The organism is Salipaludibacillus keqinensis (assembly GCF_003226325.1).
Classification (GTDB): Bacteria; Bacillota; Bacilli; order Bacillales; family Salisediminibacteriaceae; genus Salipaludibacillus; species Salipaludibacillus keqinensis.
The window spans coordinates 1,188,321-1,214,005 of the sequence record NZ_PDOD01000001.1 but is presented as its reverse complement, the minus strand read 5'-3'; the positions used below and the strand labels follow the sequence as shown (position 1 = coordinate 1,214,005).

24 protein-coding genes are annotated in these 25,685 nt (G+C 34.3%); 2 read left to right on the top strand and 22 right to left on the bottom strand.

Annotation, left to right across the window (positions count from 1 at the left end):
* The first annotated feature begins 380 nt into the window (after nucleotides 1–380).
* Both pflB and pflA read left to right on the top strand, forming a co-directional pair.
* Nucleotides 381–2,633 (top strand): formate C-acetyltransferase, encoded by a 2,253-nt coding sequence (gene pflB, locus CR194_RS06150; RefSeq protein ID WP_110608724.1) that lies wholly within the window; start codon nucleotides 381–383, stop codon nucleotides 2,631–2,633.
* Between the two features lie 68 nt (nucleotides 2,634–2,701).
* Nucleotides 2,702–3,430, top strand: coding sequence for a pyruvate formate-lyase-activating protein (gene pflA / locus CR194_RS06145; protein WP_110608723.1), 729 nt, complete (start codon nucleotides 2,702–2,704; stop codon nucleotides 3,428–3,430).
* 51 nt (nucleotides 3,431–3,481) lie between these two features.
* Here the strand turns inward: pflA and CR194_RS06140 are convergent, their stop codons facing one another.
* The 22 genes from CR194_RS06140 to galU form a co-directional block, all read right to left on the bottom strand.
* Nucleotides 3,482–4,564 (bottom strand): AI-2E family transporter, encoded by a 1,083-nt coding sequence (locus tag CR194_RS06140; protein ID WP_110608722.1) that lies wholly within the window; start codon nucleotides 4,562–4,564, stop codon nucleotides 3,482–3,484.
* Nucleotides 4,565–4,685: 121 nt separating this feature from the next.
* Nucleotides 4,686–5,663: a metallophosphoesterase gene (locus tag CR194_RS06135; RefSeq protein WP_158282186.1), complete on the bottom strand. Its 978-nt coding sequence runs from the start codon at nucleotides 5,661–5,663 to the stop codon at nucleotides 4,686–4,688.
* 14 nt (nucleotides 5,664–5,677) lie between these two features.
* Entirely contained in the window at nucleotides 5,678–6,283 is a 606-nt protein-coding gene (locus CR194_RS06130) for a sugar transferase (RefSeq protein WP_110608720.1), read from the bottom strand.
* A 29-nt stretch (nucleotides 6,284–6,312) separates the two neighbouring features.
* Nucleotides 6,313–7,350 (bottom strand): UDP-glucose 4-epimerase GalE, encoded by a 1,038-nt coding sequence (gene galE / locus CR194_RS06125; protein ID WP_110608719.1) that lies wholly within the window; start codon nucleotides 7,348–7,350, stop codon nucleotides 6,313–6,315.
* Nucleotides 7,351–7,522: 172 nt separating this feature from the next.
* Nucleotides 7,523–8,515 (bottom strand): phosphoribosyl transferase, encoded by a 993-nt coding sequence (locus CR194_RS06120; RefSeq protein ID WP_110608718.1) that lies wholly within the window; start codon nucleotides 8,513–8,515, stop codon nucleotides 7,523–7,525.
* Between the two features lie 277 nt (nucleotides 8,516–8,792).
* Nucleotides 8,793–8,906 carry a glycosyltransferase gene (locus CR194_RS20840; RefSeq protein ID WP_199228141.1) on the bottom strand — a complete coding sequence of 38 codons (114 nt, stop codon included), beginning with the start codon at nucleotides 8,904–8,906 and terminating at the stop codon, nucleotides 8,793–8,795.
* Between the two features lie 60 nt (nucleotides 8,907–8,966).
* The gene (locus tag CR194_RS06110; protein ID WP_110608717.1) at nucleotides 8,967–9,941 is read right to left on the bottom strand and encodes a phosphoribosyltransferase family protein; all 975 of its coding nucleotides are present in this window, start codon (nucleotides 9,939–9,941) and stop codon (nucleotides 8,967–8,969) included.
* Between the two features lie 24 nt (nucleotides 9,942–9,965).
* Nucleotides 9,966–11,759 (bottom strand): ABC transporter ATP-binding protein, encoded by a 1,794-nt coding sequence (locus tag CR194_RS06105; protein ID WP_233254243.1) that lies wholly within the window; start codon nucleotides 11,757–11,759, stop codon nucleotides 9,966–9,968.
* Nucleotides 11,760–11,768: 9 nt separating this feature from the next.
* Complete coding sequence (locus CR194_RS06100) at nucleotides 11,769–12,953, bottom strand: glycosyltransferase (protein ID WP_110608715.1); 1,185 nt, start codon at nucleotides 12,951–12,953, stop codon at nucleotides 11,769–11,771.
* A complete protein-coding gene (locus CR194_RS06095; protein ID WP_110608714.1) occupies nucleotides 12,950–14,071 on the bottom strand; it encodes a polysaccharide pyruvyl transferase family protein in 1,122 nt (373 codons plus the stop codon). Before CR194_RS06095 ends, CR194_RS06100 begins: the two co-directional genes overlap by 4 nt.
* A gap of 19 nt (nucleotides 14,072–14,090) precedes the next feature.
* On the bottom strand, nucleotides 14,091–15,269 hold the full coding sequence (locus CR194_RS06090) for a glycosyltransferase (protein ID WP_110608713.1): 1,179 nt from the start codon (nucleotides 15,267–15,269) through the stop codon (nucleotides 14,091–14,093).
* Nucleotides 15,266–16,288 (bottom strand): glycosyltransferase family 2 protein, encoded by a 1,023-nt coding sequence (locus CR194_RS06085; RefSeq protein WP_110608712.1) that lies wholly within the window; start codon nucleotides 16,286–16,288, stop codon nucleotides 15,266–15,268. The genes CR194_RS06090 and CR194_RS06085 overlap by 4 nt, the downstream gene beginning before the upstream one ends.
* Before the next feature lie 14 nt (nucleotides 16,289–16,302).
* A complete protein-coding gene (locus CR194_RS06080) occupies nucleotides 16,303–17,496 on the bottom strand; it encodes a glycosyltransferase (protein ID WP_110608711.1) in 1,194 nt (397 codons plus the stop codon).
* 9 nt (nucleotides 17,497–17,505) lie between these two features.
* Nucleotides 17,506–18,249: a glycosyltransferase family 32 protein gene (locus CR194_RS06075; RefSeq protein WP_110608710.1), complete on the bottom strand. Its 744-nt coding sequence runs from the start codon at nucleotides 18,247–18,249 to the stop codon at nucleotides 17,506–17,508.
* 45 nt (nucleotides 18,250–18,294) lie between these two features.
* Nucleotides 18,295–18,663, bottom strand: coding sequence for a helix-turn-helix domain-containing protein (locus tag CR194_RS06070; protein WP_110608709.1), 369 nt, complete (start codon nucleotides 18,661–18,663; stop codon nucleotides 18,295–18,297).
* Nucleotides 18,664–18,689: 26 nt separating this feature from the next.
* Nucleotides 18,690–19,868, bottom strand: coding sequence for a DegT/DnrJ/EryC1/StrS family aminotransferase (locus CR194_RS06065; RefSeq protein ID WP_110608708.1), 1,179 nt, complete (start codon nucleotides 19,866–19,868; stop codon nucleotides 18,690–18,692).
* Nucleotides 19,846–20,505 carry an acetyltransferase gene (locus CR194_RS06060; protein ID WP_110608996.1) on the bottom strand — a complete coding sequence of 220 codons (660 nt, stop codon included), beginning with the start codon at nucleotides 20,503–20,505 and terminating at the stop codon, nucleotides 19,846–19,848. Before CR194_RS06060 ends, CR194_RS06065 begins: the two co-directional genes overlap by 23 nt.
* Nucleotides 20,506–20,520: 15 nt before the next feature.
* Nucleotides 20,521–21,612: an EpsG family protein gene (locus CR194_RS06055; RefSeq protein WP_110608707.1), complete on the bottom strand. Its 1,092-nt coding sequence runs from the start codon at nucleotides 21,610–21,612 to the stop codon at nucleotides 20,521–20,523.
* A 14-nt stretch (nucleotides 21,613–21,626) separates the two neighbouring features.
* Nucleotides 21,627–22,511 carry a glycosyltransferase family 2 protein gene (locus tag CR194_RS06050; RefSeq protein ID WP_110608706.1) on the bottom strand — a complete coding sequence of 295 codons (885 nt, stop codon included), beginning with the start codon at nucleotides 22,509–22,511 and terminating at the stop codon, nucleotides 21,627–21,629.
* Nucleotides 22,477–23,631, bottom strand: coding sequence for a glycosyltransferase (locus tag CR194_RS06045; RefSeq protein WP_110608705.1), 1,155 nt, complete (start codon nucleotides 23,629–23,631; stop codon nucleotides 22,477–22,479). The genes CR194_RS06050 and CR194_RS06045 overlap by 35 nt, the downstream gene beginning before the upstream one ends.
* Nucleotides 23,616–24,773 (bottom strand): glycosyltransferase family 4 protein, encoded by a 1,158-nt coding sequence (locus CR194_RS06040; protein ID WP_110608704.1) that lies wholly within the window; start codon nucleotides 24,771–24,773, stop codon nucleotides 23,616–23,618. Before CR194_RS06040 ends, CR194_RS06045 begins: the two co-directional genes overlap by 16 nt.
* Before the next feature lie 2 nt (nucleotides 24,774–24,775).
* Entirely contained in the window at nucleotides 24,776–25,669 is an 894-nt protein-coding gene (gene galU, locus CR194_RS06035; protein WP_110608703.1) for a UTP--glucose-1-phosphate uridylyltransferase GalU, read from the bottom strand.
* Nucleotides 25,670–25,685 lie beyond the last annotated feature (16 nt).

Here is a 25,685-nt window from a genome sequence, read left to right as displayed (position 1 = left end):
AAAGTCTAAGGTTACTTTCGATATCGCTTATAAAAAAACCTTCCTTCATTCTATTTTTGGCATTCGCCTCACTGAGGTTCCAGAACAAAATTCTTATCTGTTATAGTCATTTATTAATACACAGACTGACAACTTTTCTATAATTATTGCGCTAACACCTTCTCATTCCCAAGCTTTCTCATCAAATAGCGTTAGTTTAATTATACCTGTATCACTAACTGGATGTTCCTGTTATACATTTCATGAAAGTGTCACATTTATCTCTTGTTGTAAGCGGTTTTAACTTTTATACTTGAATTAGATACAAAGTGTGAACCGATTCACAATACTTCTGCCTAAAAAGACAAGACTTAAACACTTATTTTATGGAGGCGTTAAAAATGGGTAAAACAATGGAAAAAGTTAGTCACCCTGCATGGATGAACTTCAACAGCGGTCATTGGGAAAAAAACATCGATGTTCGAGATTTTATTCAAAAGAATTACACTCTTTACACGGGAGATGAGAGTTTCCTCGAAGATGCTACGGAGGCGACTGATCAACTTTGGGAGCAAGTGATGCAGTTAACAAAAGAAGAACGTGAAAATGGCGGTGTGTATGACTTAGATACAGAAATTGTCTCTACGATCACTTCTCATAAAGCAGGATATTTAAATCAATCCACAGAAAAAATAGTCGGAGTTCAAACAGACGTCCCTTTTAAACGTTCCATGCAACCTTATGGTGGAATTAGAATGGCTAAAGCCGCATTGGAATCTTACGGCTACGAACTTAATGAAGAAGTTGAGAGGATCTTTACCGATTACAGAAAAACTCATAACCAAGGGGTTTTCGATGCCTACACTCCTGAAATGAAACTAGCAAGAAAAGTAGGGATTATTACAGGACTTCCTGACGCCTATGGCCGTGGACGAATTATCGGTGATTACCGTCGAGTCGCTCTATATGGGGTGAATTTCCTGATTGAAGGTAAAAAAGAAGAATTAAACAGCCTTTCAGGGAAAATGTCAGAAGAAGTGATTCGCTTACGAGAAGAAATCGCTGAACAAATTCGCGCACTAGCCGAATTAAAGCAACTAGGGTCCATTTATGGATTTGACATTTCTGAACCCGCAAAGAATGCAACAGAAGCATTTCAATGGTTATACTTTGGCTACTTAGCCGCCATCAAAGAACAAAATGGTGCTGCAATGAGTTTAGGAAGAGTGTCAACATTCCTAGATATTTATATTGAAAGAGATTTAGCTAACGGAACCCTTTCTGAACAATCCGTTCAAGAATTAGTCGATCATTTTATTATGAAGTTACGCTTAGTAAAGTTCGCCCGAACACCTGATTACAATGATTTATTTAGCGGTGATCCAACTTGGGTTACAGAATCCATTGGGGGCGTTGGTGTTGATGGTCGGCCACTCGTCACGAAAAGTTCTTTTAGATTTCTTCATACGTTAAAGAACTTAGGACCTGCACCAGAACCGAACTTAACGGTTCTTTGGTCTCCCTCTTTGCCAGAACCTTTTAAACACTATTGCGCAAAAATGTCGATTGATACTAGTTCTGTTCAATACGAAAATGATGAAATCATGCGTCCTGAATACGGTGATGACTACGGAATTGCTTGCTGTGTATCTGCGATGGAAATCGGCAAACAAATGCAGTTCTTCGGAGCACGTGCCAACATCGCAAAAGCACTTCTCTACGCTATCAATGGTGGCGTAGATGAGAAAATGAAGATCGATGTTGTTCCGGGAATTGAACCGATCACATCAGAGTATCTCGACTATGATGAAGTAAAGAAAAATTATGATGTCGTTCTTGACTGGTTGGCTGACCTTTATATTAATACGTTAAATATCATTCACTTCATGCACGATAAATACAGTTATGAAAGAATAGAAATGGCCCTTCACGACAAAGAAATCCGACGTACGATGGCCACAGGAATCGCTGGTTTATCTGTTGCTGCGGACTCACTAAGTGCCATGAAACACGCGAAAGTGAAAGTGATTCGCGACGAAGATGGCTTAGCTGTCGATTATGAAATCGAAGGAGACTATCCTCAGTATGGGAACGACGATGATCTCGTAGATGACATCGCTAAAGATCTAGTGATTAAATTCTCTAAAATGCTTAAGAAACACGAAACTTATCGCAACGCCGAAACAACTATGTCCATTTTAACGATTACGTCCAACGTCGTTTATGGTAAGAAAACAGGCAACACACCAGATGGACGTAAAGATGGCGAGCCCTTTGCACCCGGAGCTAATCCGCTACACGGACGAGATAAAAAAGGCGCTTTAGCTTCACTGAATTCAGTCGCTAAAATGCCTTACGAACATTCTCTAGATGGCATATCTAACACGTTCTCTATCGTCCCTAAGGCATTGGGAAAAGAAGAAGATGTACAAAAAGCAAATCTCTCTGCTATTCTTGATGGTTATTCTGAAAAACAAGGTCACCATTTAAATATTAACGTATTTAATCGGTCTACACTGTTAGATGCGATGGAACATCCGGAAGAATATCCACAACTAACGATTAGAGTTTCAGGTTATGCTGTCAACTTTATCAAACTCACTCGTGAACAACAAATTGATGTAATCAACAGAACGTTCCACGAATCGATGTAAATGTAACTCGTAAGCTTCGGGGAGGTCTTCTTACAAGACTCTCCCCTACTTTTTTAGGGGGTCATGTTATGGAAGGAAGAATTCATTCAGTAGAAACATCTGGGATGGTGGATGGACCGGGGATCCGTTACGTTATCTTTACTCAAGGATGTTTGTTACGCTGCCAATATTGTCATAATCCTGATTCTTGGGATCGAGATGGAGGAGAAATGAGAAGTGTCTCTTCTTTAGTAGAAGATATTAAAAAATACCTTCCGTATATGAAACATTCCAATGGTGGAGTCACAGTTAGCGGAGGTGAACCACTACTTCAACTGGACTTTCTTATCGAGTTGTTTAAAGAATGCAAAAAAATAGGCATTCATACAACCATAGATAGTTCCGGCGGATGTTATTCAACGGGCGCTGATTTCCAAATAAAATTCAAAGAACTGCTCACATATACAGATTTATTTTTAGTAGATGTAAAGCATATTGATGACAGCAAGCATCGGAAATTGACCGGGGTATCCAACAAACACATTTTAGAATTCGCTAAAAAATTATCAGAAGAGAAAGTCCCAGTATGGATCCGGCACGTGCTTGTACCAGGAGTTTCAGACAATGAAGAAGATTTAGCCAACCTCTCTTCTTTTATTTCTACATTATCAAATGTCAACAAAGTAGAAGTTCTTCCCTACCATAAGATGGGCGTCTATAAGTGGAAAGAGTTAGGTTTAACCTATCCATTGGAAGGGGTTGAATCACCTACTGAACAGGAAGTGAATCGTGCGAAGACTCTCCTTAATGCAAAATAAAGTACTAGTGTATACAACAAACCCAGTCGGAACTTCGACTGGGTTGTTTTTTTACTTTAAATTAGGATAACGTAATCGAAGGAGTCTGTATACATTTTGCACGATAACCTTCGAAACAGCATAAAACGGAATGGCCAATATGAGCCCAATCAAGCCTGCGAGATTCGCTGCCAAAATCAAAAGTAAAATAATCGTTAATGGATGGATACTTAACTTATGTCCCATAACATTAGGAGAAATGAGATTACTCTCAATCTGTTGGATGACTACAATGGCAAGAATAACCCATAATGCCGTGATCGGTTCATTAAAAAAGGCGACAAATACCGCTGGAATCGTCCCAATAAACGGTCCAATAAATGGAATGAGATTCGTAAACATCGCAATCAAAGCTAAAATAAGCGCGTAATCTACTCCGATAATTAAATAAGCAATTAAGGAGAGAATTCCCACGAATACACTGACGATCGCTTGCCCCTGGATGTAAGCACTTAGTGTACTATCCATGTCTTTCATAATCTTCTCGCCTTCTTTAGTTTGCTCTTTAGGAAGAAAATGAAGAATGTTATCCGGTAGTTTATCTCCATCTTTTAACAAGAAAAACAGAACAAAAGGCAATACCACCAGAAGTGTTACAACATTCACTAGCATGCTGAAGAAAGTTAAAAGGTTCCCACCCATATTTGAAAGGATATTCGAAAAGTTATCTGTAATCGCAGATGGATCAAACTCTTGAAACGCTTCTTCATTTTGAATTCTAGTAACCCATTCATTTTCCATCATATTGTTTAACCATTCTTCCATATCATCGATAATGTTCGGCACGTTGTCTACGAAATTACTGATTTGATTAACAAGAATTGGTCCAACAAAAGTAATTAAAGTCGCTGCTAGTCCTGCAAACAAAAGGAAAATGATGACGATAGAAAGAACATGAGGCATCACCCTCCCCATTAACCTGACCAACGGCCTTAATATGTAAAAGAGCACGCCCCCTACAATTAATATTGGAGCCAAGGAAGTAAAAGCAACGGCAATCGGATGAAATAAAAACGGCACTTCTGTTGCTAGATTAACTGCTATTAAAATTAAAACGATACTATATAAAAATAGAAACCACTTAGATTTTGGCATAGACTCCCCCCCTGCTGACTTTATTCTATCTACTATTCCCATGTTTTGTCTATCTTGAAACAACTTTTTTATTTCAATTATGTATGACTTAAAAAGGAAACGAAGTAAGATTAACTACGATCTATTCCTTTTTAAGCGTTAACAGATTTATTTCAGGAGGATTCAAAAAGCGAAAATTCAAGAAACCGACAGCCCTGCTGCTACCTAACCCCGCGCTTACATATTGCTTTAATCCGTCATATTCCCAATAACCCATGACTCTATCTTGAGGGGGAAGAAGACCATAGTTATCGTAATAGGCTTCTGGGACCATCAATGCCCCTAGAAAAGGCAACCGGATCTGTCCTCCGTGATAATGGCCGGCAATGTGCAGGTCGTAGTCTCTAAAATGAACAGAGGGGTCTTTTTGATATATGTCAATTCGTTGATCTACGAGCGGATAGTGGTATAAAGATATGAGAATGTCTTCATTGCTTAAGTCGTTGATCGTCTTCATTTCTTCATAAAGGTTGATAAGGTGCTCATCATCTGGTTCCTTCGCACTTTGAGATGAAGACTCTAATTTAGCAATTTCATCATAGGGATCTTTCAGTGAGATCTCAAATTCTACAAAGTGAACAGAAGCTTCACCAACGTCCATTGGATAGATGGATTCTAACGGTCTCACACCTCTATCAGCCATCCCTTTCACAAAGTCATGCTTGTCACTTGTCCTTGCTGAAATAGGTTCAAAATGATTAGGATCTGTATTTCCAGACACGAAAAGAGCATGATCAAGATTGTTTATACCATCAAGCAAATCATAAGTTGGGTTATAATTTTGACTTTGAGCGTCATCCAACATGTCACCAGTGAATACAATCGCGTCATATTCTAAACTGTTGACTTTATCTATTAATTTCCGTTGATTTTCTCCAAAAGTCTTTTCATGGAGATCGGTTATTTGCAAGATAGTGAATCCATCCAATTCTTCAGGCAAATCATCTATACCAATGTTCTCTTCACGAACAATAATTCTTTGATTATCCCACAGAGTATAAACCATTAAGATACTTCCACTTACAATAAAAAATCCTAAACCCCATTTGATCCATCTCATTTGCATACACTCCATTAAGGTTTTGTCTGTTGAAATCCTTTAAATGGGGATTTAGTGGCATGACCTTGCTGTTGAATTCCCTCACGACCAATCACCTTTTTTATAGTTAACAATAATATTTTTATGTCTAATAATAAACTCTGATGATCTACATAATGAACATCGTAGTTAAACGTTTCCTCCCAGCTCAATGAATTCCGTCCATTCACTTGAGCCCATCCTGTAATCCCTGGCTTCACCTCATGTCTGCGACTCTGTTCTTTCGTATACAAGGGCAAGTAATCCATCAATAATGGACGCGGTCCGACTAAACTTAACTCCCCCTTTACCACATTAATTAATTGAGGTAACTCATCTAAACTCGTAGATCGTAGGAACGCCCCAATCGGAGTCAAGCGCTGCTGATCATTTAACCATTGCCCCTGCTCATTACGCTCGTCGGTCATTGATCTGAATTTCATTAATGTGAAAGGTCTTCCATTTAACCCAGGCCGTATTTGTTTAAACAACACAGGCTTTCCAATTTTCAATCTGATTAAAAGAGCAACCGCAATCATTACCGGAGACAACAAGAGTAATAATGTGATTGATGCAAATAAATCTATTAGTCTTTTAATCATCTTCTTCCCCCCAAGTGTTGTATTTTCACTTAATTATTAGCAAGAGATTTTGTTATCGTTTGATAACCTTCCGGATTTCCTTTTTGCCATCGCCAAGCATCTTCACACATTGTGAAGAGATCTCGTTTCGCGATCCAAAGTAGCTTTTCTTTTGCTTTACTTGGATCGGCATAACTTAATGCTATATCCCCTGCCCGACGATTTATTAGTTTATATGGTATTTCATTTCCAATAACTTGTTCAAAACATTGAACCATTTCTAGAACACTCGTGCCTCTTCCAGTACCTAAATTAAAAACTTCGATACCAGACTGTAAAATATTTTGTTCAATCGCCTTTATATGACCAATAGCCAAATCTACTACATGGATATAATCTCTAACACCTGTTCCGTCAATCGTAGGGTAATCTCCCCCAAAAACTTGTAAACACTCAAGTTTGCCCGCTGCCACTTGTGTAATATACGGAACGAGATTATTTGGAACCCCGTTAGGATCTTCGCCTATTAATCCACTTTCATGAGCCCCTATTGGATTAAAGTACCTTAATAAAGTGATATTCATCTGTGAATTTGCTACACATACATCTCGTAAAATTTCTTCTATCATCCATTTAGTTCTACCGTAGGGGTTCAATGCCCCTAAAGGTAAGTTTTCACTTAAAGGGACCTGCTGGTTATTACCATAAACTGTGGCAGATGAACTAAATACTAAATGATGTATCGCAAATTCATTCATAAGATTCAATAGATTTACTGTGCTCATAAGATTATTTTGGTAATACATTAAAGGATTTTCTACGGACTCCCCAACTGCTTTATATCCGGCAAAATGTATAACACCATCAATCTTTTCTGTCATGAAAACTTTTCTCAATGCTTTCCCATCTAACATATCTGTATCGTACAATGTTAAGGTGCTATTTGTAATTTGTTTTATTCTATTGATCACCTCTCGATGACTGTTTGAGAAGTTATCAACTATGATGACTTCATAGCCTTGATTCAATAATTCAACACATGTGTGACTTCCAATATATCCAGCACCGCCTGTAACTAGGATTTTCATTATTTGCCTCCTTTGCATGTCATCATAAAACTATTTACAAATATGCATAAATACAAAAGATACACAAAAAAACCTTTAGGTATTGTTTCATCCTAAAGAGAAAAGGAATTTCATTTATTATACTGTATATAAAATTCAGTTTTGTGATTTAATACATTTTAATTATCATGCTTTAGTAAACAAAAAAACGATACACATTTCTGGCTGTATTATAAAATGGTTTTGGTAATTTATTTAATTGAGTAATTAAAAACAATGTTCTTTTAGAAAATTTAGAAGTTTCTTCTCCGAAAGAAAGTAACCCCATGGTTTCTTTAGAATACAATTTATTTGTTTCCATGCAATAAACTGGTTTTTGTGTTAATTCATGAATTTTAAATGCTTCCACATGACTGCTCTCATAGAAAAGTTCTTGTTTTGAGTTATTCAATGCCTCTGCTTTATGAATTGCATTCATATTTAGTTTTTGTCTTTCTTCTTTTGATGGAAGGTCTAACATAATTAAAAATTCGTACTCAATTTCGTTTTTCAATAACCAGCTTTCTGTTTCCTTTCGATATTTTTCTAGCCTGCTAGTTACTAAGTATTTAATCTTACCTTTTGGCTTTAACAGCAGGGCTGCATTAATCAGAAATTCTTTATATTTTTCTCCATCATCATCCTGTTCTCCTGATGGATCAACACATAAAACACCATCAATATCAAAACAAGAGTTACTAGTGAAGTTTTCGTGGAATATATTCCATTCAAACGCAAAATCCCCTGGTATATATTCTAAAAAATTATCCACATCATTTCTTAACGGTTTAGATGAATATATACATATAGTTGATATAGCTTTTTTTACTAAATTAGGGACTCTATTTATTTTCTCATTAAAGGAATGACCAGAGTCGTTTGTGTCTTCAACCAATAATATTTTTTTTGCTTCAAAAGGATATTCGATATTCACTTTAGGGTTTCTGGAAATACCAGCTTTCAATTTATGGTTACAGGTAAATGTTTCTAAATCACAACAATGTTTGTTTAAATATAGAGCTATCATATATGCAGGAACCATTCCAGCCTCTGAAACGCCAACAATTAAATCATAGTCTTCCCCTTGCAATAAAGATATTTTATTAAGAATTAGATTACTAAGGTCGCTATATGTCTTGTAAATCATAACTTTTCCTCCTTAACATATAAAAGACGTTACTGTACCAATAAAAATATAAATATACTTATTCTAAATTTAAGGTTATTACTCGTTTTAACTTAAGAATTAGTTCAAATACAATTATTAATTAATTTTAATACTCCGCTTTAAAAATACATAGTAAGTATAAAAATTATAAAATAAATTCCCTAATACATGCCTTCTAATATGAATATTTCAAATATCTATAAAGGTGAGTATCCTTTAATTATGTTGGTCTATAATATAGTTTCTGTTATCTTTATTAGTCAATTTTTTTTATTTCTTTTAACGTGTGATCTCTGGAACCATTGTCAACTACTATTATTTCTATACCTTTGAACCATTGATTTATTATAGAGTTAAAGCATTTTTGAATATTAAATGCTTAAACAATCAAACTCACTTTAGGCACCTTTCAATATCCAATAAAATTATTTTAACTAATAAAACGATATAGACTTCTAAGTGAGACATAAACAGGTTTTGGCAATTTCTTTAACTTACATATCATTAATATAACAAATGCTTTTTTAGATAGTTTTGAGCCGTGAAATGCTGTAATGATATTTCCTTTAGAATATATTTCATTTGTTTCCATACAATAAACCGGCTTTCTTGTTAAATCGTGGATTTTTTGAGATTCTTTTTTATCATATGAAACATAAAGTTCATTTTTTGATTGACTATATATATGAGCTTTATATTTAGTTGCCTCTTCCCAGAAGTTAGCATTAATTTCTGGGAATTCCTGGGACATAATTAAATTATCGTACTCTATTCCTTGTTTTTCTAACCATGAGTGTGTTTCATTACGATATTTTTCTGGTCGATTGGTGATTAAACAATTTACTTTTCCAGAAGGAACAATTAACGGTGGAGCATTTAGTATATATTCAATATAATTACTATTGTTAGTTTTTTGATCATCACTTGGTTCTAAACATAAAACCCCCTCAATATTGATACAATATTTTTTTACGATTCCACAATGAAACAAATGCCATTCCGAAACTCCAGGACCTGGGTGATACTCAAAAAAAATATCAATATCATTTCGAGATTTTTTCGATGAATAAATTGCAAGTGTAGTAATTTTAATTCTTTTATTTTCCGGAATATGTTCTAATGAATTTGCCATGGAACCACCGCTAGATATACAATCATCTACAAGAAGAACGTTTTGACAATCATGTGGATATTGTAAAGGGGAAGTTTCATTTAGTTCCTGTTGAGTATTTCTTATAAATGAATGTAAGTCACAGCATTTAATATTTAAATATTGAGCAATAATATAAGCAGGTACCATACCACTTCTTGGTATACCAACTATTAAATCAAATTTTTTAGTCTGAAGAATTGATAAATTTTTCTTTATTACGTTTCTTAAATCTAAATAACTTGTATAATTCATTCAATTCCCTCCTTTTAAAAGAATTTAGGAAATCACCGTTTTATTTAATTTATTTTCTATAGCAACAAGGTTTGCTTTATTTAGTTTAAATACAATATCGCAGTTTTCAATAGTACTTAATCTATGAGCAATTATTATTAGTGTTTTGTCTCCTTTTAATCCATCAATAGCTTTCATAATTTCTTTTTCTGTTCCATTGTCTAAAGCGGAAGTTGCTTCGTCCATAAATAATATCTCTGGATTATGATAAAGCGATCTAGCAATACCAATTCGTTGTCTTTGGCCACCAGATAGTTTTACTCCTCGCTCCCCTACTTTTGTTTCTAACTGGTCTGGCAAATCTTCTACAAATTGCTTTAATTGTGCTTGTTCTAAAGATCTCCACACTTCTTCATCATTGATCAAGGAATCTTCTATTCCAAACGCAACATTTCCTCTTATAGAATCATCTGACAAAAAAATCACTTGAGGGATATAGCCTATTTTTTGCTGCCAAACTAACTTTTGAACAGCTAATGGTTTATTATCAACAGTCACACTGCCTTTATCGGGTTCCAATAATCCTAAAATAATATCCACTAAAGTGGTTTTCCCAGCACCTGATTCCCCAACAAATGCTACTGATTTACCTATTGGAATTGTTAAAGAGATGTTTTTTATAGATTCTATTGATTGATTTGGGTAACGAAATGTTATATCTGTAAGTCTTATAGCATTTTTATAAATCCGTTCATTACTATTTATTAAAGCTGTTGTTTGTCTAGTTAAATTTTCTTTTGAATTGTTATATATCAAGTCTTCATATATTACTGTTAGTGCTGGACGATTATACCGAATAGCGGTAATCATAGCTACCACTCGATTAATGGAAGGCATTAAGCGAAATGCTGCCATAGCAAAAAGAGACATCGTTGTTATAAGTTCTGTTGTATTTGACCCCTGCATAATAATAATTAGCATCGAAAATAATACAATAGTAACCAGTAAAGTTTCTATGAATAATCGAGGAATTTGCTCCATCATTCTCATGTAAAGGTTATTTTTAGCTTTTAATTGACTCTGTTTACTATAAGCATTTACAAAAAAGCTCTCTTTACCTGAAACTTTAACTTCTTTACTAGCGCCTAGTCCTTGATTTACCCATTTAATCATAGAACCAGTAACTCTTTGTTCTTCAATTCCTAAATCGTTAATTTTCTTTCTAAAATACTTATAAAACAAAAGTACACTAGTAGATAAAAGAATAGATGCAGTTATTGTTACTCCCGGTGCGTTAATTAGTAATAGCAATAATATGCAGCTAATTACTAATATTTCTGTAAATAATTGAAATCCAGACAATACTATCCCTTGAAACACCTTAGGTACTTCCTCATTTACATTACGCAAAAGATCTGAAGTATTTCTTTGTAAATGAAATGTATATGGTTTAATTAAATATTCTCTCAATAATCTTCTAGAAAGCTTTACTTGTTGATTAAATATTACCTTGTATTGAATATAATGAAATAAAAGTAAATATATATTTTTAATTAAAAATGTTAATAATAGTACTAATATAGAAAAAATAATAAACGAAGTTGCCGATTGAAAATTAAAATATTCGTAAAGCGAGTTTAATATGCCTGGCTGATCAATAATTTCGGGATTTGTTACTATGCTAACTAAAGGTACTATTAATCCAATACCAATAGTCTCAAGGAAAGCTGCTACAAACATCATCATTAATAATAATAGTAGTTTTTTCTTTTCTCTTTTATTAAAAAGTTTCAAAAGCTTATTTACATCTCTCATTTTTTCACCTTTAATTTGTGACATTTTTAAATTTTAGATGTTTGCTATTTTGTGAAGTTCAAATTGTGGATTACACGATTCTTCTATTAAATTGTTTGAAAAAACTTTCGATAGTTCTTTATTCATCAATAAAGTTTTTAAAGCTTTATAAATTTCTTCTTGATCAATTTCTACAATTAAGCCAGTTTTATTATTTTTAATTTGTTCCTTTGCCCCCACAAAGTTTGTAGTTACTATCGGTTTATATAAGATTCTAGCTTCATATAAAGTTATACAGTATCCCTCGTGTCTAGATGGTTGAACATATATATCACATTGATTTATATAAGGATAAGGATTAGGATCAGAACCTAATAATATGAAATGTTCTTGAAGATTTCTATCAGATATTAATTTTTCAAATTCACTTCTTGAATTCCCATCTCCTAGGCAATACCAACGAACGTTATAACCTTCCTCAATGAGTTTAGCAAGCACATTTACAGCTAAATCTTGACCTTTCTCAGAAGTTAATCTACCAACAGTAAGAATTCTAATTCCATTAAAATTATCCTTGAATCCGATTCCTAATTTAGCATATTCAAGGATAACTTTAGGAGATACGATGTTATACATAACTTCTGTTTTGTCATATATGTTAGGAACTAAATTTATGAGTTTATCCTTCGCTTCATTTGAGACAACGTAGGTTTTATTAAATTGCTTATAATTTTTATTAGCAAATTTTTTGTCAAATCCGATTTTAGTTATATCAAAATGAATCCATTGTATCTTCTTTTTTGCGTGGATTTTCTCCAAAACAAAATAGCTTATGAAGTCCATTGGACCTGCATAAGCTACGGCTATGTCATATTCCTCTTCTATATTCGGGAATTTTTTTGTTATAAAGTTAAAAAAAATATTTTTATTTTTGCTGACTCTTGAAACAATATAATAACTTATTAATGAAATTCCTTTAATGATTTTACCTTTTTTCATAAGACCCCTTGACGTATTTCTAAGTGGATCATTTAATATTGGTTTGATCTCTTGATAATAATCAATATATTGAACATTGACATCTGAGGGAATTTGGTCAAGAAAGCCTCCATATTTTTCAAGCATTAATATAGTTATATCAAATTGATCCCTCGGTATTTCAGTTATCATATTAAGTAAAGCTTTTTCAGTTCCTCCAATATTCATGTTAATGAGCATAAATAATATTTTCTTTTTCATATTGCACCTTTTTTTTCAATTAAGGGTTTAAGAAAATTTGTCAGTTTATCAAAATGTTTTATTGAAACAGCTGTCATATCTTGTGTATTAATAGTATTCTTAAAAGCTTCATTAATCATTTTTTCTTCATGTTGTAAGTTCAATTCATTCATAGGAACTTTCACTTTATCAATTGAAAGATCTTCAAGTATATTCATCGTTTTCTGACTGTATATGACTGGCATTAATCCAATTCCAAATAATAAAGCAACAATATTAGCATGAAATCTGGCTGCTATGAACAAACTAAATGAAGCTATTGTAGTTAAAGTTTCATTTATATCACCTTTATAAACGTAAGTTGTTACGTATTTTCTTGTTTGAGCACTTAAGTTTCTCTTCACTTTCTCTATCACTTTTAAATCTCCCTCTTTTTTACAAAAAGACATTAGACAGCACATATACCCTTTACTGACTAGCATTTCAATAGATTTCGTTGTACTTAGAATGTATTCCTCGTAATACTGTGATAACCCTAGTTTATGATTTACATCAATTATCGAATACCCTACAACTTTTTTTGGATGTACTTCTCTGTATTTTTCTACATCCATTGAAAATACGATGTCTGGCGCATAACGAACTTGTGGCAGATGTTTAAATAGCTCGAATGAATAATAATCTCTAAAACATACATCTTCACACAGTTTAAATAAATACTCATAATCCTTGAAAAACTTAAATGAGTTATAAGGACCAAAATTTGCTCCTATAATATAAACAGGTTTTTTTCTTTTAGTAAATTCTTCAATCATTTTAAGTCGATCCATGTACAATGACCCATGATAACTTTCTTCTCTAAAAATAGAACCTCCTATAAATAGAAGGCCATCTTGCTCTTGAGCTATTTTTTCATAATTTGTTATCGTATCTTTCAATTTAAGCCGTTGAAATACTTTGTTAATAATAGAATAATCTCTAGTTTGTACATTCTCATATTGAGATAAAAAATCTTGGTATTCTCTACCTAAATAATTCAAGGTCAGAGTTGTCTTGGGATATCTACGGGCGAGTATATCTAAAAATAAATCATCCCCTAAATTAAATTGTAAATATATATCTACAAAGAGTTTTCTCACTTAATCTCCCCCTTTATATTCATCCTTCCGTTAATGCATAAAATTTCTCGATTTGGTCAATGGAACTATAAGGTTTTTGCCTAATTAAATTATCATTTATATTCATGGCAAAATTTGAATCTTCAATAAACCTAAGAACTCCAGTAAATATACTTTCTATGTTATGTTCTACAATTAATCCATCTATTTCATTATTAATAATTTCTTTAGCAGTAGGAAAATTTGTACATACTATTGGCCTTTTTAGTATTTTTGCTTCGCAAATAGTTAATCCGAAACCTTCCTTTATTGACGTTTGAACATAAATGTCACAGTGCTTCATATATGGATAGGGGTTTGATTTTTTACCTAATAATTTAATATTTTCATTCAGTTTATAATCATTGATATACTTTTCGATTCTTTGTCTATCTGGTCCTTCACCTATAATGAACCACTTAAATTTAACACTCTTATCAGATAATAACTTGGCCACTTTGACAGCTTTGTCATAAGACTTCACTTTATCTAACCTTCCAACTGACAGAATATTTAGTTCTGAATGACCATATTCGGGGACAATAAATTTATTTGCTAATTTTATAATGATAGCTGGATCTATGATATCTTTTATTAGGTGAGTTTTATATTTATACTCTGGTCTTAAATTAGCCATTGAATTGTTTGTATTATTAGAAACTGTGACTATCCTGTCTATCTTTTTATACGACTCAAAATCTAATTCTTTATCGTAAAGAGTATTTACATAGTCTGTATTAACCCATGCTAATTTTTTTCTAGCCGAAATTTTATCTGAAACATAATAGGTTGGCATTCCTTGACTGTAAGCGATAGCAACATCGTAAACTTTTGATAACGGCTTTATTAATCTTTTAATATTAGCATAAACAACCTGTTCAGTATGAAGAGGTTTACTTTTTAAATTGTTTAACCGAAGGTTGACTGATGTCTTAATTCTATAACATTTAAATAAAAACTGTTTATTAGAACCTTTTCTTTCTTTCAAGAATTGAAAATACTTCGGTGGTTGGATAAGATTAACTTGTTTAGGCAATAAATTTATCAGATCCCCTTTTCCACTTAATATCATTAGGTCAATTTGATATTTTTGAAAATCTATTTGATTTAATAAAGTTACCAAGCTTTTTTCTGCTCCACCTATGCAGAGAGAATCTATTATAAATAGTAACTTTTTCATACAATCACTTTCTTTCTATCTATCAATTCTCTTTTAATTCTCTTAACCTTAGAAAAATATATACCGTATAAGACAAGCATTTTTAAATAATTTAATTTAATGAAATAGATATAAGGCTTATAAAGATAATGGACAGTTGTAAATTTATCTTTATAAGCCTTTATATATGGTTCATTTAATAGATTAGTCATTAGAGTATAACTCGTATGATAAGTGTTTTCTGGGAGCTCAAGTAAAGAAATAATCAAAGATTGGATCTTTCTAGAAATAATTTTTTTTACAGTTGATTTTTCTATATTCGATTTAAAAAGAATTTTTTCTATTTGTTTCCAAACTGTAAGATAATTTTCAAGATATTCAATGTTAATTTTTGCACTTATACTATTTTGATTTAGTCTGTTATAGTGATATTGAAATTCATCAATATAAGTGAAACACTCACAGTTTGATGCATATTCTAATACAAATACTAAATCTTCGCACATAAATAATTCACTTTTTAATTTCAACCTATGCTGTTCTATTAAATTTCTTTTAAATAATTTACTCCAAAGAACTCCTCCTGTACCTTCACACATTGTGAGCAACATTCTTTTTGCAGAATTTGTATCAGACAAATTAAAATCTGAATGAATTTTAATCCCAAATTGAGACACATCCTTATATCCGCTACAAATCAAATCACTATTAGAGGTCTCCATCTTTTTAACTAATAGTAAAATATAGTTTTGCTCTACTTTATCATCAGCATCAATAAAAGCTATATAATCACCCGTGGCATGCATTAGACCTGTATTTCTTGCATCAGCTGGTCCACTGTTAATTTGATAATAGTACTTAATTCGCTTGTCCTTTTTTTGAAATTCTTGAACTATTGATTCACTTTTATCGATTGAACCATCATTAACAACGAGGATCTCGATATTTGAATATGATTGATTAATGATACTTTCTATACAAAACTCTAAGTACTTTTCTGCATTATATACTGGTACTATAATACTTACTTTAGTGGACATGTACGCCTCCTTTTCTATCCCATCAGCTGATATAAATTTTCTAGCTCTCTACTATTACTATAGTTAGTTTTGCGACAATTTAAGCTCAAGTTTTCTCTTAATTCACTATTTTCAGAAAGAACTTCTAATCCCTCAACGATTCCATTTATTGATAATTCACATATAAGTCCGTCGTATCCATTTTTCACTTGACTAGATGATGTTGAATAATTAGTTATCATTACAGGTTTTGAAAGAATTTGCGCCTCTATGACCGTAACTGATTTTCCTTCGTACCTAGATGGTTGGACATATAAATCTGCAGCTCTAACAAATGGATATGGATTAATCTTTTTTCCCAATAAGATAAAACTTTCAGATAGATCAAGCTCTTCAATTAGCTTTAGTAGTTTTTTCTCGTCCCCACCATATCCTATAATATACCAAACTGCGTCAGTTCCTGATCGATCCCTAAACAATTTCAAAGCCCTCACGGCGTTATCGAGGCCTTTTGCATGGGATAACCTTGCTACTGTAACAATTTTAAACCTTTTATCTTTAGTTAAAGGGTTGCTCACTTCATTAATTGACATTTTTTTAATGAACTCAGGAGATGTGATGTTCTCCATCACACATACTTTATCTTCTAAGAAATTATATTTTTTTAAAAATGAGGTTTTGCAAGAATCTGAAACAGATATTATATGATCAAACTTCATCCAGATGCTCTGGTCTTCTTCAATATCTGTTTCAATATTAGAATAATCTGTATGAATCCATGCTATTTTTTTAGTTGCTTGAACTTTATCTGCAACGAAATAATGTGGCCATAAGTAGCTTATGGCTACATCATATTCTTTATCCAGATCTGGTAGTAATTTCATAGCGTGTTTCCACATTAATTGCATTTGGTAGTATCCTGGCTCTTGAATACGGCTTAACTTCCCTGAAAATTCTGCGCTCAATTTCGCCCTCATTCTTGCGAAGCTTATTCTAAATTGCTTATCTTTAATTAATTCTTTCATAGATTTTCGGAATGTAGTGTATTCTGATATTTCCTTTAAAAGATTCACTTTTCTAGGTATTTGGCTCATGAAATCACCTTGATGTCTAAACAACATTAAATCCACTTGAAATTTATCATAATCAAAATGTTCTAACATACTGATTAAGCTGCGCTCTACTCCACCAACTTCCATATCATATGAAGCTATTAATATTTTTTTCATGAGCGCCTCCTAAAACTTTGATGCAAGTCTTCTGAATTTATAAATGGTGTTTCCCCCGATTACTTTAGATAATCCCAATTTCATATTGCTTTTCAAACGATCTTTAGGTGATAACCAACTTTTATGAAAGTGATGGGTGCAATAACTATCTTTGGTTTTGAAATTCCGGCAGTTAATGTAATCATATGGAGAGAAATAATGTTGGGGATAAAATGCGCCCAGTCCTTCTAGTTCTTGATAGTCTCCATTTTGTTTAAGTCCTAATTCGAGAAGCATCTTTGTAACGATGGCTACATTTGTAGAAGTGTCTTTTGATCCATCATCATTTATAAATCCTTTGGTGTCATAGGAATCTAGAAATGATTTAATGAATTCGTTCCCTTTACTACTGCCAATCGTACTTGTAGCAATATAATTTTCTTGTTCGAAACCCCAAAACGAATGATGATGTAGCAAATCATCAAATGATTTATACACTTCTACATCCGTATCTAAATAGATCCCTCCATCATTGAATAGAGCGTAAACCCTTACGTAATCACTCACAAAAGCGTAATTCTTTGTTTCATATGCTTCTTTTACATACCTGTTTATATTTAAGTTAAAATTTTCTTCATTCCATTCAATTATTTGATAATCTTGTAAATGATTTCTCCAACTCGCTATACACTTTTGTACAATTTGAGGTTTTTCTTTTCGACCAAACCAACAGTAATGAATGATTTTCGGAATACTTGTACTTATTTCTTCCATTCAGAGCACCTGCCCTAGTTTGAGAATTATTTAAATTGAGAAACATTAATGACTATCAATTTTTCTCTCGATTGTCTTACACCCATGATGCTGCCACTCAATAAACTCAATCACTTTCTTGTATTCTTCCAATTGTACTTTCGTAATTCCTTGTTTTTTTAATTTGAGAATGAATTCTGCTAAATCTTCATCAACTATTGAATTTAACTGATTGGAAGGTTGGATTCCCAAAATAGATATTAATTGTTCATCTAGCACACTAGCTAGTTTTTCTAGAACTTTAATTGACGGGTTTTGATTAATATTTCTCTCAATATTACTTAAATTAGATTTTGAGATGTTAGCTCTCTCAGCCAGTTCGGTCAGAGTCAACCCCTTTTTCCTTCTGAAAAGCTGAATATTGTGTCCGATCATTTAGTTGTACCTCGATTTCCAGGATTTTATATAATCGCCTCCCGATCTTTTGAATGAGACAGACATTCGATGACGCACTCTATCACGCGCTGCTGGTCATTCATAGTTAAATTAGATCCTGACGGAAGACAAAGACCACTTTCAAACAACCTTTCTGCTATATTGACACCAGGTTGGTGCGAAAAATATTCTGTTCCTTTAAATAGTGGCTGTAAGTGAAGAGGCTTCCACACTGGCCGAGCTTCAATTTGATGATGATTTAAGTAATTGACCACTTCTTCAGATGTTATCCCGCTAATGAATTCATCTATCGTTATCGCCGTCAACCACCTTGTGGAAAATGATCCTTTGTATTCTGGCATGAAGGAAATACTATCAAGTTCTTTAAATGCTTTTGCGTAATTCTCAAATACTTCACGTCGTTTCATTACTCGGGAATCTAAAGATTTTAATTGTCCTCTGCCAATTCCCGCTAAGACGTTACTTATTCGATAGTTGTAACCTAATTCACTATGTTGGTAATGAATGGCTTGATCTTTTGCTTGAGTAGAAAGAAATCTCGCTTTATCTAATGCATTCAGTGAATTTGAGACAAGCATCCCACCACCAGATGTAGTAATGATTTTGTTGCCGTTAAATGAAAGAACTCCAAACTCACCCATGGTTCCCGTTTGATTTCCATAGTAAGTAGCCCCTAGAGATTCCGCTGCATCTTCAATGACCGGGACTTCATAATGGTGGCAAAGCTTAAGAATTTCTCGCATTTTAGCACTTTGACCATATAAGTGAACGACGATTAAAGCTTTCGGCAAATTACCTTTCATAGAGGCATTTTGTAGTGCTCGTTCTAAGGCTTCAGGTGACATGTTCCATGACTCCAATTCGGAATCAATAAAGACTGGCTCAGCACCTAAATAAACAATTGGGTTTGCGCTGGCTGTGAAAGTCAATGTGGAACAGAAAACTCGGTCGCCTTTTCCAACTTTTAATAGTGACAACGCTAAATGAATGGCTGAAGTTCCGGAGCTTACAGCTGCTCCTCCATTAACACCTAAATAGTCAGCCATTTCTTGTTCAAAAGCTTGTATGTGTGGTCCTACCGGAGCAATCCAATTAGACTGAAAGGCTTCGTCAACGTAAGCTTGTTCTGCGCCAGAGAGATGCGGCGGCGACAAGTAAATTTTACTTAACTTTGTATTTAACAATAAGATCCCCCACTTTCTTTTTCACTTTGGCAGGAACACCGACAGCAGTAATAAACGGTGGAATCGAATGAATAACGGTAGAACCTGCTCCAATAACTGACCATTCACCTATCGTCTTACCAGGAATGACTGTGGAATTCGCTCCTAAATGAACACCTTCTTCTATAACCACATTTCCTGTTAATGTGGCATGAGGCGAGAGATGTACGTAATCTCCAACACGATTATCATGCTCGATAATGGCTCCACTATTAATGATTGCATGATGCCCCACAGTTGAATCTGCATTAATCACAGCGTTTGCCATCACCACTGTCCCAACTCCTAACGTTGCACTAGGACTAATCTCGGCAGATGGGTGAATGAGTGTTGTATAATCCTCTGGCTCTAATTGAAGTGTTTCAACTATTTTCTTGCGAATCTCGTTATGACCTACCCCTATAATCCACTTCACCTCTTGAAATGTTTGTCGGATAACAGGAGCAAAGGAAAGGGGCGCATAAAATACATCTTGCTCTATATACATGCTTTTATGAATGTCATCAAGATATCCAATGACTTTTACAGTCCCATCACGGTTGGCAATATCTGTTAATACTTTACTGTGTCCGCCCTGACCGACTAAGACTAAATTCATCAACGATCTCCCCCCTTAGTCTTGAAAAAAAAGAATATAATCACTTCGGTATTGAATATTCAAGGTGATGATATATTCGTATATAAAAAATCCTAAATACAATAGGACGATCATATAGTAGACGAAAGTCTGCTCTTTTCGAGGAAAGATTTTCACGACCCATGAAAGCAAAATTAAGTTGAATAAATCGAAATAAATAGCAAACCTAGCAAAAATCCAATTCTGAGTTGAGATGAGCATAAACACAGCACATAACATGGACAAGTTGACGATATAATCACTTTTTGGAAACAGTTCTCTCAGGCGGTGCCTGCCAATAAATGCAAGAATCAGTGGAGCAGAGGATACAGCTACTCGTAAGACGTTCGCTCCTCCTTCCTCAAATTCTGAGTAACCACCATATTGAGTGTCTGAAATAGCGGAAAACAATAACTCTGATATTTGATGGTAACCTGCTACAGATATTACGGCTAATAATAAAAAACCCATGGTTCCCCACGACCAAGCTTCCCTTCTCACCAGGAAATAAATAGGAAGAAGAACGAGTGCGCTTTGGTGAAATGTAGATGCTAATAAGACAAGAGCAGTGAATTTAAAAAAGTGCCCGTCTAAAATAAACTTAGTCCCTGCAAAAATGATTGCAGCAGCTATATACTGTCTCATTCCGTTCATAGACACGAGAAACATTCCTGAAGCAATAAACACATATAAACTTAGTTCGAACAACCGTGAATATTTATAAAGGACACCTACGATGAGAGATAATGTGATAAATGCAGAAATAAAAATAAGCACCTGTCCGTCATTAGTGTACTGTTGTAAGATGAGTTGCAAGACACCAAATCCTCGATCCTTCCCTTCCATTACAAAGTTCAATGTAATTTTATTAGATTCGAACATCTGTCTGTAAACGTAGGTGTCGCCAATATTTCTCCTCAGTCCAGATACTAAAACTAAACTAGTCAATGCTAGCAATGCGAAAATCACATTTGGTTTGATTGGTACGCTTCCAGGGGTAGATTCTACGTGTTGAACAGGTCGAGAAAAGTATCTGGCTGTTAAAGAAACTCCAAATACTGTAGCAAGGTTTAACCATAAAATTCCCATAAGAGAGATCCTTTCTACATCTTCAATGTCTTAACATGAATATAAAAAAATAAAGCCGCACCTATTGGCATAGCGGCAATGGTTAGACCCTTAAGTGGTGTCTCCTTTAGAAAATTCTTATTTCGGCTCAATAAAGAGCTGGATACATAATGGATACATTGACGATATTTAAACTTCCACTTTGCACGAGAAAGGAGCATTAATTGCTTACGGTAAAAAGCAAAACCTTTAGGATTTTTTTTATATTGTTTAAACATATTCATGCTAGACCCGTCAGGTCGATAATCAACAATACAGACCACCTTATTCATAAGCAATAAAGGGAATTCCTCATCTAATTTATAATACTTATAAGCAAGACCTACGTACGATTCATCTGCGAATAAAGGATAAGGGTATTTTCTTGTTATGGTCGATCTGTATACGAGTTTCTTATCTCCTGTCACACCATGCGTGTGATAAAGATCAAAGAGCGTTGCTGATGTTAAATGACTAGGAAGTGAAGTTCCGATCACTTTTCCTTGTTCATCTGCATTCAATGCTACAAAGCCACTGACTTTGTCTGAACCGTTTTTCTCCCAGAAAGACACTATGTTTTCAACTGCTTGTTGATGGAAATAATCATCCGAATCAAGACAAACATTCAATTCCGTTTCTATTCGTTCATACGCCGTATTATGGGCACCATGCATCCCTTGATTTGCTTGTTTCACGTATTGGAGATCTATTTTTCCTTCTTGGATCCACGTTTCGATTAATTCACTCGTGTCGTCCGTTGAACCGTCATCAATCACTAACCAAGTAAAATTTTGATTTGTCTGTCTAACAAGACTTTTGTAACATTGATCCAGACAATAAGCGCGATTATACGTGGGCGTGAAGATTGTTAGCTTCTTCAAGAGGAACGACACCTCCTATCTTATTTATATAAAAATTCTCCAGCTCATTTGCTGTAGTAGTAATATCGAACCCTTTACTTGTTAATGAACTTCTTTGATTGAATCTGTTAGGCTGGGTTCTATCAAAACGAGCGATTTCATCCAACCACGATTTTTGATTCTTCAGAGAAAGAAACTGAACTAGATTCAAATTTAAATCAACATCCGGCGTAATCGTTTCTGACGCAAGACAAGTCAACCCTGAGGTCTGGGCCTCAATTAACGCTACAGGCATGCCTTCATGAAAAGATGGAAACAAGAGTAGATCTAAAGCAGATAATACTTCTGGGATGTCACTTCTTACGCCCGTTAAAATAACAAATTCATCTAGATTCAACTTCCTAATTCTTCTCTCAATCCTATCTCTTTCAGATCCATCACCAACTAAAACCAATCTTGCTTGTTTATTTCTCTTTATAACTTGAGAGAATAGTTGCAAACTGAATAAATGGTTTTTTTGATGATTAAATCGACCAATTTGCCCTAATACAAGATTATTTCCATTTAGTCCCAGTTCTTTTCTTACTTTTAGTCTGTTTCTTCGGTTAAATAGATAAGCGTCCACATCAATACTATTGTTAATTAGGAAAAACGTTTTCTTTTTATCTTTAAATAACCATTCTCCTGCTTGCATTGAACAAGCAAAACGATCTGTTGCTGCTTCATTCAATTTATTTCCAATATGCCATTTATAAAGTTGAACCAATCCGTTCCCCTCACTTGATGTATTATGGCTGTGAGCAATCCGAATCGGAACATTGTTATTCTTTGCAGAAGTTAGAATCATTCCGCTCATTTTGTCCATGTGTGAATGAATAATCTTGTATAAAGGATGGTCGTTGAAGAATTTATCTAATAATTGACGATATTTTTTAGGTCCAACCTCTGTAAGATAAGGAATTCTGTGAATGACTCCGCCTAATTTTTTTATCTCTTGATCAAACACTCCCTCTTTAGAGGTTAAAAAATCAAATTGAACTTTTGAGCGGTCGATATGTCGGTAAAGATTCATGAGAAATGTTTCCGCACCTCCTCGATTCATATTCACCACTGCATGCAACACCCTTATTGGACCGCCCATTGTTGAACACCTTCTTCGCTCATATATTTAGAATAAACATCGGTTAATTCTGAGACTACTTGGTCAATGCAATAATAATCAGCCATCATTTTTCGACCAGCAGAACCGTATTTCTTTCTTAACTCGTTGTTAGTGACTAGATGAATTATTTTCTCTACAAAAAGTTCTTCTTGTTCTTTAGGAATGATCCAACCGTTGACGCCATTCTTAATCAATTCTGTATGGCCTCGATTCACTGTTGCTACAATAGGAAGTTCACATGACATGGCTTCCATGATATTGACTGGAAGACCTTCTCTAATGCTCGAAGCCACTGCCAGATCACACGTGGGTAGTAGATAATCAATATCGTCTCTTAGTCCCATGAACGTGACACAATTTCTAATCCCGAGCTTATCTGATAAAAGTTTACAAGCTGAGTCATCTCCATGACCTGCTAACAATAGTTTCACATGTGGAACTCTATGTTTTAATTTAGCCATCACTTTTAACAAAAGCTGTTGGTTTTTGTTTTTGTTAAACTCTGCAGCATAAAACAATAAACAATCGTTAGGATGATATCCTAACGATTGCTTCCTTAACAATTTTTCTTTTTCACTAATTGGTGTAAACCGATCAACATTCACGCCTACACCATGAACATGCTTGATTTCTTTAGCAAAAAAGTGGTGAGATGAAGCCAGCTTAAAATCTTCCTGATTAATTGTAATTAGGGTGTCTGTCAAAGAGGATAAAGCCCATTCTACAGGATAATACAGCATCCAGTTCTTTAATGGAGCGCCTTTACAGAAATGAAAACCATGAGCTGTATAGACACTTTTCGTTCCTTGCGAGATTCTACTTGTTCTTGCAGCTAATCTTGCTAATACTCCACCTAATGGGGTGTGGCTATGAATAATTGAATAATGATTCTCTAACATGATCGATTTCAGTGCTTTATAGGCGTGATAATTGTTTACTTTAAAAGGAGATCGCTCGATAGGGATGGTATATTTTTTGTCTGTATATTCTAAAGGATGATTTCCCGAAGCAGCCACGTGAACTTCCCATCCCCTATCCTTGAACCATTTCATCATAGGCAAGTGAAAAGCTTGGAAGTGATAATCAACAGTGGCACAAAAAAGGATTTTTTTGTGTCCCACAATTATCCCTCCTTTTTCGAGTGAACGGATTGCCTTTCAAGGACCTGTGATAAATAGTCAATGAGTTGGCCCCGGAGCGTATCATCTTTCAAAGCAAAATCAATCGTTGTTTGAATAAACCCGAATTTTTCTCCTACATCATATCTTTTTCCTTCGAACTGATAAGCAAAGACTGATTCAATATCGGCTAACCGGGCGATCGCATCTGTTAACTGGATTTCATCCCCTGCTCCTGGTTTTTGAGTAGACAGTAACTGAAAAATATTTGGTGTTAAGATATAGCGCCCTAAAATAGCTAGATTAGAAGGTGCGTCAAGGGCAGACGGCTTCTCTATAAGTCCGTTTACTTGGCATATTCTATCAAACATTTCTCCAGGGTCTACAATTCCATAGCGATGGATCTCTTTTTCCTCTACGGGCTGAACACCTAATATGGAAGCTTGATGTTGCTCAAACTGATTAATCATCTGTTTTAGACAAGGTTCTTTAGCCTCGACGACATCATCTCCTAATAAAACGGCAAAGGGCTCGTTTCCAATAAACTTACGGGCGCACCAGATAGCATGACCTAACCCTTTCGGTTCTTTCTGTCGAATATAATGGATATCCACGATATTAGAAGATTTTTGAACTTTTTTAAGTAACTCTGTTTTCCCTTTTACAAACAGCGATTGTTCTAATTCAAAGGCATGGTCAAAATGGTCTTCAATTGCTCTTTTCCCCTTACCGGTGACGATAATAATGTCTTCGATACCGGACTCCACTGCTTCTTCAACGATGTATTGAATCGTTGGCTTATCCACAATAGGCAGCATTTCTTTTGGCATAGCTTTCGTTGCCGGTAAGAATCTCGTCCCTAACCCTGCAGCGGGTATTATCGCTTTTTTCACTTGCATTTATAACTCCCCCATT

Excerpts from the sequence above, each read along its gene's own strand:
- pflB (WP_110608724.1), top strand. The coding sequence starts at position 381 with ATGGGTAAAACAATGGAAAAAGTTAGTCACCCTGCATGGATGAACTTC.
- pflA (WP_110608723.1), top strand. The coding sequence starts at position 2,702 with ATGGAAGGAAGAATTCATTCAGTAGAAACATCTGGGATGGTGGATGGA.
- CR194_RS06140 (WP_110608722.1), bottom strand. The coding sequence starts at position 4,564 with ATGCCAAAATCTAAGTGGTTTCTATTTTTATATAGTATCGTTTTAATT.
- CR194_RS06135 (WP_158282186.1), bottom strand. The coding sequence starts at position 5,663 with ATGAGATGGATCAAATGGGGTTTAGGATTTTTTATTGTAAGTGGAAGT.
- CR194_RS06130 (WP_110608720.1), bottom strand. The coding sequence starts at position 6,283 with ATGATTAAAAGACTAATAGATTTATTTGCATCAATCACATTATTACTC.
- galE (WP_110608719.1), bottom strand. The coding sequence starts at position 7,350 with ATGAAAATCCTAGTTACAGGCGGTGCTGGATATATTGGAAGTCACACA.
- CR194_RS06120 (WP_110608718.1), bottom strand. The coding sequence starts at position 8,515 with ATGATTTACAAGACATATAGCGACCTTAGTAATCTAATTCTTAATAAA.
- CR194_RS06110 (WP_110608717.1), bottom strand. The coding sequence starts at position 9,941 with ATGAATTATACAAGTTATTTAGATTTAAGAAACGTAATAAAGAAAAAT.
- CR194_RS06105 (WP_233254243.1), bottom strand. The coding sequence starts at position 11,759 with ATGTCACAAATTAAAGGTGAAAAAATGAGAGATGTAAATAAGCTTTTG.
- CR194_RS06100 (WP_110608715.1), bottom strand. The coding sequence starts at position 12,953 with ATGAAAAAGAAAATATTATTTATGCTCATTAACATGAATATTGGAGGA.
- CR194_RS06090 (WP_110608713.1), bottom strand. The coding sequence starts at position 15,269 with ATGAAAAAGTTACTATTTATAATAGATTCTCTCTGCATAGGTGGAGCA.
- CR194_RS06085 (WP_110608712.1), bottom strand. The coding sequence starts at position 16,288 with ATGTCCACTAAAGTAAGTATTATAGTACCAGTATATAATGCAGAAAAG.
- CR194_RS06080 (WP_110608711.1), bottom strand. The coding sequence starts at position 17,496 with ATGAAAAAAATATTAATAGCTTCATATGATATGGAAGTTGGTGGAGTA.
- CR194_RS06075 (WP_110608710.1), bottom strand. The coding sequence starts at position 18,249 with ATGGAAGAAATAAGTACAAGTATTCCGAAAATCATTCATTACTGTTGG.
- CR194_RS06070 (WP_110608709.1), bottom strand. The coding sequence starts at position 18,663 with ATGATCGGACACAATATTCAGCTTTTCAGAAGGAAAAAGGGGTTGACT.
- CR194_RS06060 (WP_110608996.1), bottom strand. The coding sequence starts at position 20,505 with ATGAATTTAGTCTTAGTCGGTCAGGGCGGACACAGTAAAGTATTAACA.
- CR194_RS06055 (WP_110608707.1), bottom strand. The coding sequence starts at position 21,612 with ATGGGAATTTTATGGTTAAACCTTGCTACAGTATTTGGAGTTTCTTTA.
- CR194_RS06045 (WP_110608705.1), bottom strand. The coding sequence starts at position 23,631 with ATGGGCGGTCCAATAAGGGTGTTGCATGCAGTGGTGAATATGAATCGA.
- galU (WP_110608703.1), bottom strand. The coding sequence starts at position 25,669 with ATGCAAGTGAAAAAAGCGATAATACCCGCTGCAGGGTTAGGGACGAGA.